The organism is Streptomyces sp. HM190 (assembly GCF_009857135.1).
In the GTDB taxonomy this organism is placed as follows: domain Bacteria; phylum Actinomycetota; class Actinomycetes; order Streptomycetales; family Streptomycetaceae; genus Streptomyces; species Streptomyces heilongjiangensis.
In genome coordinates, this window is the sequence record NZ_CP047318.1 from 5,806,452 (window position 1) to 5,820,343 (window position 13,892).

Genomic DNA, 13,892 nt, shown 5'->3' on the forward strand with positions numbered 1-13,892 from the left:
TGCAATAGGTGAGGCTCCTACGACCAGGGGGCTCGCTGAAGGGGCCGTAGACGCGGTCCCGACGTCATCGACAGCGATTTTCGAGGTGCGCACCTTGGCTTTCCAGATGCCGGACCGCGGCGGAGGCCCGACGGGGCCGCGGATCAGAGTCGGCCGACCGTCCCGGCGTGTCCGGACCCTGCTCATGACGCTGGGCGTCCTTGCCGCGCTCGGCATGGCGTTCGTCATGTTCGCGGGGTTCTGGACGGACTGGCTCTGGTACCGGTCGGTGAACTACTCGTCCGTCTTCACGACCACGCTGTGGACGAAGATCGGACTCTTCTTCGTCTTCGGCCTGTTGATGGCGGCCGCGGTCGGCTTCAACATCTGGCTGGCGCACCGGCTGCGCCCGCCGCTGAGCGCCATGTCGATGGAGCAGCAGAGCCTCGACCGGTACCGCATGGGCATCGCGCCCTACAAGAAGTGGCTGCTCCTCGGGATCACCTCCCTGGTCGGCCTCATCGCCGGCGCCTCCGCCGCCGGGCAGTGGCGCACATGGCTGATGTGGGTCAACGGAGTGCCCTTCGGTCAGAAGGACCCCCAGTTCGGCCTGGACGTCTCCTTCTACGCCTTCGACCTGCCCTGGTACCGGTTCCTGCTCGGCTTCGGCTTCGCCGCCGCCGTGCTCTCGGTGATCGCCGCCGCGCTCACCCACTACCTGTACGGCGGCCTCAGGGTCACCTCCCCGGGCGCGCGTGCGACGGCCGCGGCCACCGGACACCTCTCGGTGCTCCTCGGTGTCTTCGTCGCGCTGAAGGCGGTCGCCTACTGGCTCGACCGGTACGGCCTCGCGGTGAAGTCCAGCGACTTCAAGGCGACGGGCAACTGGACGGGTCTGCGGTACGTCGACGCGAACGCCTATCTGCCGGCCAAGACCATCCTGTTCTGCATCGCCGTCATCTGCGCCCTGCTCTTCTTCGCCACGATCTGGCGGCGCACCTGGCAGCTGCCCGTCATCGGCTTCGGCCTGATGGTGCTCTCCGCGATCCTCATCGGCGGGCTGTACCCGGCGATCGTGCAGAAGTTCCAGGTCCAGCCGAACGAGCAGGCCAAGGAAGCGCCGTACGTCGAGAAGAACCTGGAGGCGACCCGTCGGGCCTACGGCATCGACGGAACCGACGTCCAGGAGTACGCGGGCACCGGCACCACCTCGGACAAGAACAAGCTCCGTGAGGACGCCGAGAACACGGCCAGCATCCGCCTGCTCGACCCGAACATCGTCTCGCCGACGTTCCAGCAGCTCCAGCAGATGAGGAACTACTACGCGTTCCCCGCGAATCTGGACGTCGACCGGTACAGCGGCAAGGACGGCGCGGAGCAGGACACGGTCATCGGTCTGCGTGAGCTGAACCTCGCGGGCATCCCCAAGAACAACTGGATCAACGACCACTTCCGCTACACCCATGGCTTCGGCGTGGTCGCGGCCAAGGGCACCGAGGCCACCTCCGGCGGCCGTCCGGTCTTCACGGAGTCCGACCTGCCGTCCAAGGGCGACCTCGGCGACTACCAGCAGCGGATCTACTACGGCGAGAAGACCACCCAGTACTCCATCGTCGGCGGCCCCCAGGCGGAGATCGACTACTCCGACGACAACGGTGAGAAGACCACCAGGTACAAGGGCGACAGCGGGGTCAACCTCTCCAACCCGATCAACCGGGCGGCCTACGCGGCGGCGTTCAGCGAGCCGCAGATCCTCTACTCCGGCGCTATCGGTGAGGGGTCGCGGATCCTGTACAACCGCACGCCCAAGGAGCGCGTCGAGGCGGTCGCCCCCTGGCTGACCATCGACGGTGACGCCTATCCGGCCGTCATCGACGGGAAGATCCAGTGGATCGTCGACGCGTACACGACGACGAACGGCTATCCGTACGCCTCCCGCACCACGCTGGGGGACACGACTGCCGACTCGCTGACCGCCGACAACAGCCAGCGCGCGGTGGTGGCCCAGCAGAACCAGGTCAACTACATCCGCAACTCGGTGAAGGCGACCGTCGACGCCTACACGGGTGAGGTCAAGCTCTACCAGTGGGACACCCAGGACCCGGTCCTGAAGACCTGGATGAAGGCGTTCCCGGACACGGTGGAGCCGAAGACGGAGATCTCCAAGGCGCTGGAGGCCCATCTGCGGTATCCGCAGGACCTGTTCAAGGTCCAGCGCGAGCTGCTGACCCGCTATCACGTCAAGGACGCCGACACGTTCCTCAGCGGTAGCGAGGTGTGGCAGGTGCCGGACGACCCGACCAACACCTCGGGCAGCGCGGTACCGCCGTACTACCTGAGCATGAAGATGCCGGGGCAGCAGGAACAGGCCTTCTCGCTGACCACGACGTTCACGCCGAACGGCCGGGACAACCTGAGCGGCTTCATGGCGGTCAACGCCGAGGCGGGCACCAAGGACTACGGCAAGATCAGAATCCTGAAGGTGCCGACGAGCGAGGCGATCGACGGCCCCAAGCAGGTCCAGAGCCAGTTCAACTCCCAACAGGACATCGCCGAGACCATCAGCCTCCTCAAGCGCGGTGACTCGGAGGTCGAGTACGGCAACCTCCTGACGGTCCCGCTCGACGGCGGACTGCTCTACGTGGAACCCGTCTACGTGCGGGGTGGCGGCCTCAAGTACCCGCTGCTGCGCAAGGTTCTCGTCACCTACGGAGGCAACACGGCCTTCGAGGACACCCTCGACGCCGCGCTCAACAAGGTGTTCGAGACAGAGGGTTCGACGACCCCCGAGCCGCCGACGGAGGACGGTGGCGGGGGCACCGACGAGCCGCCGACGTCGGGCGACCCGACGGTCCAACAGGCGCTGCAGGACGCTCAGAAGGCGTTCGACGAGGGGCAGAAGGCCCTCAAGGACGGCGACTGGGAGGCGTACGGCCGCGCCCAGCAGGACCTCGAGGACGCGCTGAAGCGGGCCGAGGACGCGCAGTCCAAGGCCGACGCGGCCGGCGGCACCGGAGGCAGCGCGAGCAACGACAAGGGCGACCAGACCGACAAGGGCGACCAGACCGACAAGGGCGACAAGAACGCCGACGACGGCTCAGGCAGCGGGTGATGGAAGGCTCCATCCCGCGCCGTGATACGGTTGCAGAGCAACGGCGCGGGGTGGAGCAGCTCGGTAGCTCGCTGGGCTCATAACCCAGAGGTCGCAGGTTCAAATCCTGTCCCCGCTACTGAAGTTGAAGGCCCGGATCCTCCAAAGGATCCGGGCCTTCGACGTGTTGCCTGGGGACATGAGGAGATCTGTGTTTGACTTGTCGCTCTGTGGGCATGTCGACAAAACGCTGTAGTGACCTCAATGGCTGCGGTATACCAGGTGTACCCAGGTTGCAGGTGGTGCGACGATGGACGTTATGGGGGACAAGGCAACTCTGTTGGAGACAGGGCGGTTTGCGCAGTCTGTCGACGTTGCGCTGTCTGCCGACCTCGTGCTGCCCACGGAGTCCGAGCCGTCGGGGGAGTCCGTCCTGACCACCGAGTCCGAGATGACCATCGGCCGTCCACGCCCCGCGGGTGACTCCGCGCCGGCCGTGGATGTGGACGAGGCCGGGGAAGCCGTCGAGGAGGCGCGTCAGCGGCTCGCCGCCGAAGCGGGCGACCCCGAGGCCATGAGCGTCCTCGGGGCCATGCTGCTGCGCCGTGGCGACCTCGACGGGGCCGAGCCGTACCTGCGTGCCGCCACCGCCGCGGGGGACCGCGCGGCCGCCAACAACCTGGGCGTGCTGCTCCACCAGCGGGGATACCCCGACGAGGCCGCCGGATGGTGGCGGATCGCCGCCGTCGCCGGTTCCGCGGCCGCCGCTCACGCGCTCGGACGGCACCACCGCGAGCGCGGCGACGAGCCGGCCGCCGAGTACTGGCTGCGCCAGTCCGCCGAGCAGGGGCACGCGCTCGGCGCGTACGCCCTCGCCGACCTGCTCGAACACCGCAGCGACGCCGCCTCCGAGAAGTGGATGCGGCTCGCCGCCGAACGCGGCCACCGTGAGGCCGCGTACCGCCTCGCCAGGACGCTCGACCACCGGGCAGAGCGCGAGGAGCGTGCCGCGGTCCGTGAGGGGCGACGAATCTCCCGTGCCGCGCTCGACCTCGGCGGCGGGAGCCGCGAGGCCGTCCGGGACGCGCGGGCGGGGCGGCCCGCTCGGGACACCAGGGAGGCCGTGCGGGACGGTCGCGACGGCGCACGCAACGGCCGGGGCGGCCCCGACCGGGACGGGCGGAACGGCGCACGCGAAGGGCGTTCCGCCATGCGGGCGGGGGAGCCGGCGGCTGACAACGGTGTCGCGCCGACCGCCGCCGAGGAGGCCGAGCAGTGGTACCGCCAGGCCGCCGCACGCGGCCACCGGCGGGCCGCGCTGCACCTCGGCGCGATCCTGGAGCGGCGCGGCGAGCTCAAGGAGGCCGGCCGCTGGTACCTGACCTCCGCCAAGGACGGCGAGCCGAGGGCCGCCTGCGCGCTCGGGTTCCTGCTGCGCGACGCGGGCGACACCGAGAGCGCCGCCGTGTGGTGGCTGCGGGCCGCCCAGGACGGCGACGGCAACGCCGCGAACGCCCTCGGGGCGCTGCACGCCGAGCGTGGCGAGCCCCAGACCGCCGAGCGCTGGTACCGGGCCGCGATGGACGCGGGCGACGTGAACGGCGCGTACAACCTGGGGCTGCTCTGCGCCGAGCAGGGGCGGACCGCGCAGGCCGAGCAGTGGTACCGGCAGGCCGCCTACACCGGGCATCGGGAGGCGGCCAACGCGCTGGCGATCCTGCTGCTCCAGGTCGGCGACGCGGCCGGTGCCGAGCCGTGGTTCTCCAAGGCCGCGGAGGCCGGCAGCGTGGACGCCGCGTTCAACCTCGGGATCCTGCACGCCGGGCGGGGCGACGACGCGACCGCGCTCGTCTGGTACGAGCGGGCGGCCGCCGCCGGACACACCGAGGCGGCGCTCCAGGTCGCCATCGCGCGCCTGCGGGAGGGGGACGAGCGGGCCGCCGAGCGCCATCTGCGGTGTGCCGCGGGCGGAGGCAGCGCGGAGGCCGCCTACCGGCTCGCCGCCGTGCTCGACGCGCGCCGTCCGCCCGCGCCCGCGCATGAGCTGGGGGAGCCCCTGCGCGAGAAGAACGAGTGCGAGGAATGGTACGAGCGGGCCGCGTCGCAGGGGCACCGGCGGGCGCAGGTGCGCGTCGGGATGCTGGCCGCGGGGCGGGGCGACGTCGTCGAGGCGGCGCGGTGGTACCGCCTCGCCGCAGAGGCCGGTTCGCGCAACGGCGCGTTCAACCTGGGGCTGCTGCTGGCGCGTGAGGGGAGTGAGCCGGAGGCCGCCGTGTGGTGGGCCCGTGCCGCCGACGCGGGGCACGGGCGGGCCGCGTTGCGGCTCGCCCTCGTCTACGCGCGTCGGGGTGAGCTGGTCGAGGGGAAGCGGTGGGCCGACCGCGCGGTGGCGCTCGGGCCGGCCGAGGTCACCGAGCGGGCGGCGCGGCTGCGGGACGCTCTGCGGCAGGAGCTGTCGGCCTAGCCAGGGCCCTTCTGGTGGCTCTTCGTGACAGTAGAGCAGGAGCAGGAGCAGGAGCAGGAGCAGGAGCGGCTGGCGTCGGCGGGGCGCGGGCGTGAGGGCGGGAAGGCGTGACGTCCGCGCGTCCCGTCCCCTGACGCTCAAGCGATTTGCGCTGGTCGACGGGGCCACGTAAGGTTGCATTCACCGACGCGGGGTGGAGCAGCTCGGTAGCTCGCTGGGCTCATAACCCAGAGGTCGCAGGTTCAAATCCTGTCCCCGCTACTGAAGGCCGAAGGCCCGGAACCGATCAGGTTCCGGGCCTTCGGTGTGTGGCTGTGTGTGGCCACGACGGCGCGCGAGAGGCCGCGACCGAAGAAGCGTTGGTGCGGCGTCGTCTGAAACGCAGTGATGCCGGTGGCGGGGCTACGCCGTCACGCAGTTCGGGCAGACGCCTCGGTAGGTCACCTCGACGTCGGAGACGGTGAAGCCGAAGCGCTCCGAGGACGGCAGGTCCGCGAGAGGGTCGCCGGTCGGGTGGACGTCGCGGATCGTGCCGCACCGGGCGCAGACCAGGTGGTGGTGCGGACGGTGTGCGTTCGGGTCGTAGCGCTTGGCGCGCTTGTCCGTGGCCACCTCGAGCACCTCGCCCAGGGAGACCAGCTCGCCCAGGGTGTTGTAGACCGTCGCCCGGGAGATCTCCGGCAGCTTGGCCACAGCGCGCGCGTGTACCTCGTCGGCCGTCAGGTGGACGTGCTCACCGTCGAGGACCTCGGCCACGACACGACGCTGCGCGGTCATACGCCATCCGCGTCCGCGCAGCCGCTCCAGAAGGTCACTCATACAGGTCAGCGTAACAGCAGGTGGGACAGATTCCGAACAGGTGTGACTTTGGAACACATACTGACTTGGATTTTGTCCAAGGTAGGATCTGGTGTGAGGGATGGTGCTGGATTTCAGCCGGAGAGGCGGTGTACAGCCCCCGGACCTCGGCATGCGCCTGGTGGTCGCTGTTCAGGCTCCGAGTGGCCGACCAGGGTTGGACCGCTTGTCGTCGGGACGGGCCGGGACTCTTTCGGGTCCCGGCCCGGTCGGGGTCAGGCCGGCGCGTGCTGTCGCGCCGGCGCCCAGCAGCGGACGATGTCGCGGACCGAGACGATGCCGACGGGCGCCGCCTCGTCGAGCACGATCAGATGCCGGAAGCCGCCGTGCGCCATGGCACGGGCGGCCTCCTCCAGCGTCCAGGACGGCGCGGCGAACACGACGTTGTTGGTGGTGTGGGCGTGCGCCCGCTCGATGTCCGGGCTCTGGCCCAGACCGACGGAGTTGAGGACGTCGCGTTCGGTGAGGATGCCGAGTCCGCCGGCGTCGGGGTCGAGGACCACGGCCGCGCCCACCCGGCGTGCGGACATCAGGGCGGCGGCCTGGCGGAGCGTGTGGTCGGGGCCGAGGGTGAGTACCACCGTGCTCATGGCGTCGCGGACGAGCATGGAGTGCGGTCACCTCCTGGAGAACCATGGCAGTCGTCATGACGGCGCACCGGCGCGCCTGTTGAGTACTGCACAAGTTCACAAGTGGGGGGACTGTCAGCTTCCCAGGCAAAGAGAGGGTCAACAAGGGGGCGCGCGTGGTCAGTTCAGGGGCGCCTCGGGATCGCTCCGCAGCCGCAAGCGAACCAGCGATTCAGTAGCGTTGGTTCAGGTATGCCAGCAGTTCGTCGTGGAGCAGGCCGTTGGAGGCGGCCGCGTTGCCGCTGTGCGGGCCGGGGCGGCCGTCGAGTCCGGTGAAGGTGCCGCCGGCCTCGGTGACGATGATCGCGTTGGCGGCCATGTCCCACAGCGACAGCTCGGGCTCGGCGCAGAGGTCGATCGCGCCCTCGGCCACCAGCATGTACGGCCAGAAGTCGCCGTACGCGCGTGTGCGCCACACCTCGCGGGTCAGGTCGAGGAAGCCGTTCAGGCTGCCGCGGTCCTCCCAGCCGCTGAGCGAGGAGTACGCGAAGGAGGCGTCCGACAGCTTCGAGACACGGGAGACATGGAGGCGGGAGGACGAGCTGAGGCTGCGTCCGGTGAACGCGCCGTGGCCCTTCGCCGCCCACCAGCGGCGGCCGAGGGCGGGCGCGGAGACCACGCCGACCACGGGCTGGTAGCCGCCCTCGCCCGCTTCCATCAGGGAGATCAGGGTGGCCCATACGGGCACACCGCGCACGTAGTTCTTGGTGCCGTCGATGGGGTCGACGACCCAGCGGCGGGGGCCGGTGCCCTCGACGCCGTACTCCTCGCCGAGGATCGCGTCGCGGGGGCGCGAGCGCTGGAGATGGCCGCGGATGAGTTCCTCGGCGGCCTTGTCGGCCTCACTCACCGGAGTCATGTCGGGCTTCGTCTCCACCTTGAGGTCGAGGGCCTTGAAGCGGGACATGGTGCTCGCGTCGGCGGCGTCCGCGAGGACGTGGGCGAAGCGGAGGTCGTCGAGGTAGTCGGCCATGGTGCGAACGGTATCCGCCGAGGTCGGTGCGGGGCCACAGGGGGCCCGGGGCGGGGGTGCCCGGAGGGCTCCGGCGCCACGGGCGATGCGGAGTGCCGCCGTGCGGTCCCTGGCGCCGGTCGTGGTACGGCGTCGACGCGATCTCGCCGCCCGGTGCCGACGCGACGGATCCTCCGGGTGTCCCATCGGCCCGCGCATGTTGGCCGGAGTGCGCCGGTGGGCGCTCTCGCGAACCCTTGACAGTGGCTTGATGCGCGTCAAATCTGAGGGCCGGAGCCGCCCGCTCGTATCAGGGAGGCGATGATGCCTGCAGCGCGGGAATCCTTGTTGGACGCCGCTTTCACGGCGCTGGTGCGCCGTCCGTGGTCCACCGTGCGGATGGTGGACGTGGCGGCGGTGGCCGGAGTGTCACGGCAGACGCTGTACAACGAGTTCGGCAGCAAGGAAGGGCTCGCCCGGGCCCTGGTCCGCCGGGAGGCGGACGGCTATCTCGCGGGCGTCGAACGGGCGTTGGCCACCCCCGTGGACAGCCGGGAGCGGCTCGCCGTGACCGCTGAGTGGACCGTGGCGGCCTCCCGGAGCAACCTGCTCGTACGGGCCATGCTCACCGGCTGCTGGAGCGAGCGTCTGCCGGCGCCGACGCTCTCGGCGGTGCCCTCGTCCTCCGTGGTGCCCGCGCAGCGCCGCGCCGACGGGCCGCTGCCCGCGCCGTCGGACTTCGTGGCGCTCGTCCGCGACCGTGCGGTCGCCGCGCTGTCGCCGCCCGGCGCCGCGGGGGCGGACACGGTGGAGCTGGCCCGTTCCTGCGAACTCGCCGTCCGGCTGGCCCTGTCCTGTGTGGCGGCACCGCCGGGCGAGGGCGGGGTCACCGCTCTGGTACGGACCGCACTGCCGCGCGAACTGAGCAGGCCTCTCGGCTAGCCGACCAACCGACGCCAGGCTCGTTGCGCCCGCGCACCGATGTGTCCACGGGCCATCTGCCCACGAGCCCCGCCCGCGGGTGTCCACGCGCCCCTGTCCCGACGCGCGGGTCAGTACGGCTAGTGCGCCGAGCCCGAGAGCTGGAGGCCGATGACGCCCGCGATGACCAGGCTGATCGAGACGATCTTCAGGGTGGACACCACGTCACCGAGGAAGATCATCCCGTAGATCGCCGTGCCGGCCGCGCCGATGCCGGTCCAGACCGCGTAGGCCGGGCCCACGTCGAGCTTCTTCAGGGAGAGGGTCAGCAGGCCGAAGCTGCCGAGGGCGAAGACGCAGAAGGCGATCGTGGGCCAGAGTCTGGTGAAACCGTGCGAGAGCTTCAGACAGACGGCGAAGCCGGTTTCGAGCAGGCCCGCCACGACCACCAGCAGCCACGCCATGTCTCGTCCTCCCGTGTCCCCGTGTCCCGTGACCGCTTCGTTCGATATCGCCTGATCTCTTCAGGTGTCGTCCGGTCTCGATCGGACTTGGTGCGATTATGCACTTACCGGGTGGAGGGGAACGCAAACAACGCGGTGGTCAGTCGCCTTCCCGCCGTTCGCGAGTCGAGAGCAGCCTGCGCAGGGAGTACAGCCGCGCCGGGTCCGCGTGCCCGTCGGCGACCCACTGGTCCAGCGCGCAGTCCTGCTCGTCGTGGCTGCACGCGCGCGGACAGCCCTCGGTGCCCGCCTCCAGGTCAGGGAAGGCGTGGATGACCCGCGTCGGGTCGATGTGGGCGAGGCCGAAGGAGCGGACGCCGGGGGTGTCCACCACCCAGCCGCCGTCGGAGTCCGCGAGGGGCAGGGCCAGCGCCGAGGTGGTGGTGTGCCGCCCTCGTCCCGTCACCGCGTTGACACGGCCGGTCGTCCGGCGCCGGTCCTCGGGGACGAGCGCGTTGACCAGGGTCGTCTTGCCCACGCCCGAGTGGCCCACGAACGCCGTGATCTTGCCGTCGAGGTGTGCGCGTACCTGGTCGGCCGCGGCGCCCTGCTCCAGCTCCGCACGGCTCGTGACCACGAAGGGGATGTCGAGCGCTCCGTACAGCTCCAGGAGCTTGTCGGGTGAGGCGAGGTCCGACTTGGTCAGGACCAGGAGGGGTTCGAGGCCGCCGTCGTACGCCGCGACCAGACAGCGGTCGATCAGGCGGGGGCGGGGCTCGGGGTCGGCGAGGGCGGTGACGATGGCGAGCTGGTCGGCGTTGGCGACGACGACGCGCTCGTACGGATCGTCGTCGTCGGCCGTGCGGCGCAGCACCGAGGAGCGGTCGGCGATGCGGACGATGCGGGCGAGGCTGTCCTTCTTGCCGGAGAGGTCCCCGACGAGTGCGACGGTGTCGCCGACGACCGCGGCCTTGCGGCCCAGTTCGCGGGCCTTCATCGCGATCACGATCCGGTCCTCGACGAGGCAGGTCAGCCGGCCCCGGTCGACGGTGAGGACCATGCCGTCGGCGGCGTCCTCGTGCTTCGGACGGATGTTCGTGCGGGGGCGGTTGCCCTTGCGGTTGGGACGGGTCCGGATGTCGTCCTCGTCGGTGTGCTTGCCGTAGCGGCGCATGATCGTCGTCCGCCCGTCAGTTCCCGAGCATCCCGGCCCACAGTTCGGGGAAGTCGGGCATGGTCTTGGCCGTCGTCGCCACGTTCTCGATCCGGACGTCCTTCACTGCCAGGCCGATGATCGCACCGGCGGTGGCCATGCGGTGGTCGTCGTAGGTGTGGAAGACACCGCCGTGCAGGGCGCGCGGGCGGATGTGGAGGCCGTCTGCGGTCTCGGTGACGTCGCCGCCGAGTTCGTTGATCTCCTTGGTGAGCGCGGCCAGCCGGTCCGTCTCGTGGAGCCGGAGGTGGGCCACGCCGCGCAGCGTCGACGGGGAGTCGGCGAGGGCGGCGACCGCCGCGATACCGGGAGTCAGTTCGCCCACCTCGCCGAGGTCCACGTCGATGCCGTGGATCGCGCCGGAGCCGGTGAACACCAGCCCGTACTCGGTGAGTTCGCAGGAGCCGCCCATCTCGGTGAAGATCTCCCGGAGCTGGTCGCCGGGCTGGGTGGTGCGCGTGGGCCAGTCGGGGACGACGACCTTGCCGCCGGTGACCAGGGCGGCCGCCAGGAACGGCTGGGCGTTGGACAGGTCCGGCTCGATCGTCAGATCACGGCCGAGCAGCGCGCCCGGCGTGACCCGCCAGACGTTGGGCTCGCCGCCCGACTCCGGGGTGTCCACCTGGGCCCCGACCGAGCGCAGCATGTCGACGGTCATCCGGATGTGCGGCATGGAGGGCAGGGTCGAGCCGATGTGCCGGACCTCCACGCCCTGGTTGAAGCGCGGCGCGGACAGCAGCAACGCGCTCACGAACTGCGAGGACGACGAGGCGTCGATCTCCACCGGGCCGCCGTCCAGGGCGCCGCTGCCGTGCACCGTCAGCGGCAGGGCGCCGCGGCCGTCGTCGTCGATCCGGGCGCCGAGCGCGCGCAGGCCGTCGATCACACCGTTCAGGGGGCGCTCGTACGATCTCGGGTCACCGTCGAAGCGGATGGGGCCGTCGGCGAGGGCGGCCACCGGGGGCAGGAAACGCATGACCGTGCCGGCGTTGCCGACGTCCACGGTGGCCGGGCCGCGCAGCCCCGCGGGCAGGACGCGCCACGCCTCCCCGGAGACCGCGGAGCCGCTCGTGGCCGAGGAACTGGACGACACCGTCTCCTCGATGCCGACGCCCATCGCACGCAGGGCGGCAGCCATCAGGAGGGTGTCACGGGAGCGCAGGGGGCGGCGGAGCCAGCCCGGCTCGCTGGCGAGGGCGGCCAGGACGAGGGCGCGGTTGGTGACGGACTTGGACCCGGGCACGTGGACCGTCGCGTCGACGGCTCCGCTCGCGTGCGGGGCGGGCCAGAGGGCGGGCTGTGCGTTCAGGGTCATGGGCCCCACTTTAGTGGGGGTGCGCGCTGCCGGGCTCAGCCGGTTGACGTGCGTCACTCCTCGCGTGCGCGTGCGTTCGGCGCAGGTTCGAGGGCGAGCGCGGCCGACCGGGCTGAGCCGTGTCGTACGACGGTCACAGCCTCAGGAGCCACCTTCCGCCGCCCAGCAGCGCACACACGGACACCACGTGGAACATCAGCAGCCACACCGTCGCCGGCACATGGGTCAGACGGGAGAGCTGGTCCGCGTCGGAGTCGCCGGCTCCGCCCCGGCGGCGCTTTGCCTGGAGTTCGAAGGCGGGGCGCACACCGCCCAGGAGGAGGAACCACACCACGGCGTACGCGAAGGCCGCCTGGACCTGGGGGCCGGCGAGCCAGGAGACGACGACGAAGGTGCCGCCGGTGAGGAGGACGGTGAGGGCGCCGTACGCGTTGCGGATCATGATCAGCATGGCCACCAGGAGGACCGTGGCCAGCCACAGCAGCAGCGTGATGCGCCCGGAGCCGAGGAGGGCGGCGCCGCCGAGACCGAGCAGCGGGGGAGCGGTGTAGCCGGCGGCCGCGGTGAGGATCATGCCGAGGCCCGTGGGCTTGCCGCGGCTGACGGTGAGGCCGCTGGTGTCGGAGTGCAGGCGTATGCCGGTCAGGGTGCGGCCGGTGAGCAGGGCGACCAGGCCGTGGCCGCCCTCGTGCGCGATGGTGATCGCGTTGCGCGAGAGCCGCCAGACGCCGTGCGGGACGACCACGGCGAGCGCGGCCACCGCGGTGGCGATGACGACCCAGGTGTCGGGGTCGGGCTGGGTGCCGAAGACCTCGTCCCACAGGCTGGCCAGCGAGGTGGCTGCGGTGCTTTCCATGGTCGGCGGTATCTCCTCCGGGTCGCGTCGGATCTGGAAGTGTGGCACTCGGCGGTGGACGGTAGGAGAGACGCCCGCGTGCCGGGGATCGTTCCTGCGGGGAAAACGGCTGGTCGGAGCGGTGGTGGTGGAGGCGGGGCGCGGTCCGTGCCGGGCGCTGCCCTGGTCGGCGTACGACCGCTGACCTGGTCACTGGCAGGGCACTGGCAGGGGCATCGACAGGGACTCTGACAGGGGAACCTGTGGACGCCTGGTGGACGCCTGTGCGCGCCGTGCCCCGGCGGGGGTCTGCCACCCTTGGACGTGTCCGGGTGGAGGATCCGGTGGTTGCGCGGGTCGGAGGGGTGGTTCGAGATGTGCGGGCGGTATGCGTCGAGTCGCAGGCCGGAGGATCTCGCGGGAATCTTCGAGATCGAGAAGTGGGAGCCGGAGGAGACCCTGGAGCCCGACTACAACGTGGCCCCCACCAAGGAGGTCTACGCGGTTCTCGACCGCCCCCTCAAGGATTCCGACGACAAGCGGCCGGTCCGCCAGTTGCGCAAGCTGAAGTGGGGGCTCGTTCCTTCCTGGTCCAAGAGCCCCGAGGGCGCCGCCCGGATGATCAACGCCCGCGCGGAGACCGTCCACGAGAAGCCCTCGTACCGTCGCGCCTTCGCGTCCCGGCGCTGCATCCTGCCCGCCGACGGCTACTACGAGTGGGTCACCGGCAAGCACGAGCGGGACCTGGAGGTCGAGGGGAAGAAGAAGCGGCCGCGCAAGCAGCCGTACTTCGTGCTCCCGGCCGACGGATCCGTGTTCGCCATGGCCGGGCTGTACGAGTTCTGGCGGGACAGGACCCTGCCGGACGACCACCCCCAGGCCTGGTGGGTCACCTGTTCGGTGATCACCACGGAGGCCGAGACGACGCCGCTGGCCGTGGCGCCCGCCGACGGCCCGTTCACGTTGGCCGAGATCCACCCCCGGATGCCGTTGATGCTGACGCCCGACCGCTGGGACAGCTGGCTGGACCCGGTCCGCACGGATCCCGACGATCTGCGCGGACTGCTGGAGCCGCCGCCCCCCGGACTGATGCGCGCCTACCCCGTCTCCACGGCCGTCAGCAACGTCCGCAACAACGCTCCGGAGCTGCTGAAGGAGCTGGAGGGCCCCGAGGAGGGCACACTCTTCTGAC

11 protein-coding genes and 2 tRNA genes are annotated in these 13,892 nt (G+C 70.9%); 6 read left to right on the forward strand and 7 right to left on the reverse strand.

All coding sequences use genetic code 11. The annotated features are described in order from the left end of the window. Positions 1–106: 106 nt before the first annotated feature. The 4 genes from GSY65_RS24885 (at position 107) to GSY65_RS24900 (ending at position 5,795) form a co-directional block, all read left to right on the forward strand. Positions 107–3,091: a UPF0182 family membrane protein gene (locus tag GSY65_RS24885; protein WP_159776374.1), complete on the forward strand. Its 2,985-nt coding sequence runs from the start codon at positions 107–109 to the stop codon at positions 3,089–3,091. Positions 3,092–3,135: 44 nt separating this feature from the next. After that, positions 3,136–3,209: transfer RNA gene (locus tag GSY65_RS24890), tRNA-Met, on the forward strand. A 171-nt stretch (positions 3,210–3,380) separates the two neighbouring features. Then, on the forward strand, positions 3,381–5,534 hold the full coding sequence (locus GSY65_RS24895) for a tetratricopeptide repeat protein (RefSeq protein WP_201452666.1): 2,154 nt from the start codon (positions 3,381–3,383) through the stop codon (positions 5,532–5,534). Between the two features lie 187 nt (positions 5,535–5,721). Next, a tRNA-Met gene (locus GSY65_RS24900) sits at positions 5,722–5,795 on the forward strand. A 141-nt stretch (positions 5,796–5,936) separates the two neighbouring features. Here the strand turns inward: GSY65_RS24900 and GSY65_RS24905 are convergent. From GSY65_RS24905 to hisN, 3 genes are all read right to left on the reverse strand, one after another. Then, positions 5,937–6,353 carry a Fur family transcriptional regulator gene (locus GSY65_RS24905; RefSeq protein WP_159772746.1) on the reverse strand — a complete coding sequence of 139 codons (417 nt, stop codon included), beginning with the start codon at positions 6,351–6,353 and terminating at the stop codon, positions 5,937–5,939. 254 nt (positions 6,354–6,607) lie between these two features. Next, entirely contained in the window at positions 6,608–7,000 is a 393-nt protein-coding gene (locus tag GSY65_RS24910; protein WP_159772749.1) for a CBS domain-containing protein, read from the reverse strand. Positions 7,001–7,193: 193 nt separating this feature from the next. After that, the gene (gene hisN / locus GSY65_RS24915; protein ID WP_159772752.1) at positions 7,194–7,994 is read right to left on the reverse strand and encodes a histidinol-phosphatase; all 801 of its coding nucleotides are present in this window, start codon (positions 7,992–7,994) and stop codon (positions 7,194–7,196) included. Positions 7,995–8,294: 300 nt separating this feature from the next. Between hisN and GSY65_RS24920 the strand changes: the two genes are divergently transcribed. Further along, the gene (locus GSY65_RS24920; RefSeq protein ID WP_159772755.1) at positions 8,295–8,915 is read left to right on the forward strand and encodes a TetR/AcrR family transcriptional regulator; all 621 of its coding nucleotides are present in this window, start codon (positions 8,295–8,297) and stop codon (positions 8,913–8,915) included. Between the two features lie 119 nt (positions 8,916–9,034). On the opposite strand, the gene GSY65_RS24925 is transcribed toward GSY65_RS24920, so the two are convergent. The 4 genes from GSY65_RS24925 to GSY65_RS24940 all read right to left on the reverse strand — a co-directional run bounded on the left by GSY65_RS24925 (position 9,035) and on the right by GSY65_RS24940 (position 12,721). Further along, positions 9,035–9,358 (reverse strand): DMT family transporter, encoded by a 324-nt coding sequence (locus GSY65_RS24925; RefSeq protein ID WP_159772758.1) that lies wholly within the window; start codon positions 9,356–9,358, stop codon positions 9,035–9,037. A gap of 139 nt (positions 9,359–9,497) precedes the next feature. Continuing rightward, a complete protein-coding gene (gene rsgA / locus GSY65_RS24930) occupies positions 9,498–10,511 on the reverse strand; it encodes a ribosome small subunit-dependent GTPase A (RefSeq protein ID WP_159772761.1) in 1,014 nt (337 codons plus the stop codon). Between the two features lie 16 nt (positions 10,512–10,527). Then, positions 10,528–11,865 (reverse strand): 3-phosphoshikimate 1-carboxyvinyltransferase, encoded by a 1,338-nt coding sequence (aroA, locus tag GSY65_RS24935; protein ID WP_159772764.1) that lies wholly within the window; start codon positions 11,863–11,865, stop codon positions 10,528–10,530. A gap of 133 nt (positions 11,866–11,998) precedes the next feature. Next, positions 11,999–12,721 carry a M50 family metallopeptidase gene (locus GSY65_RS24940; RefSeq protein ID WP_159772767.1) on the reverse strand — a complete coding sequence of 241 codons (723 nt, stop codon included), beginning with the start codon at positions 12,719–12,721 and terminating at the stop codon, positions 11,999–12,001. A gap of 354 nt (positions 12,722–13,075) precedes the next feature. On the opposite strand from GSY65_RS24940, the gene GSY65_RS24945 reads away from it, so the two are divergent. Continuing rightward, on the forward strand, positions 13,076–13,891 hold the full coding sequence (locus GSY65_RS24945; protein WP_159772770.1) for an SOS response-associated peptidase: 816 nt from the start codon (positions 13,076–13,078) through the stop codon (positions 13,889–13,891). Position 13,892: the final 1 nt, after the last annotated feature.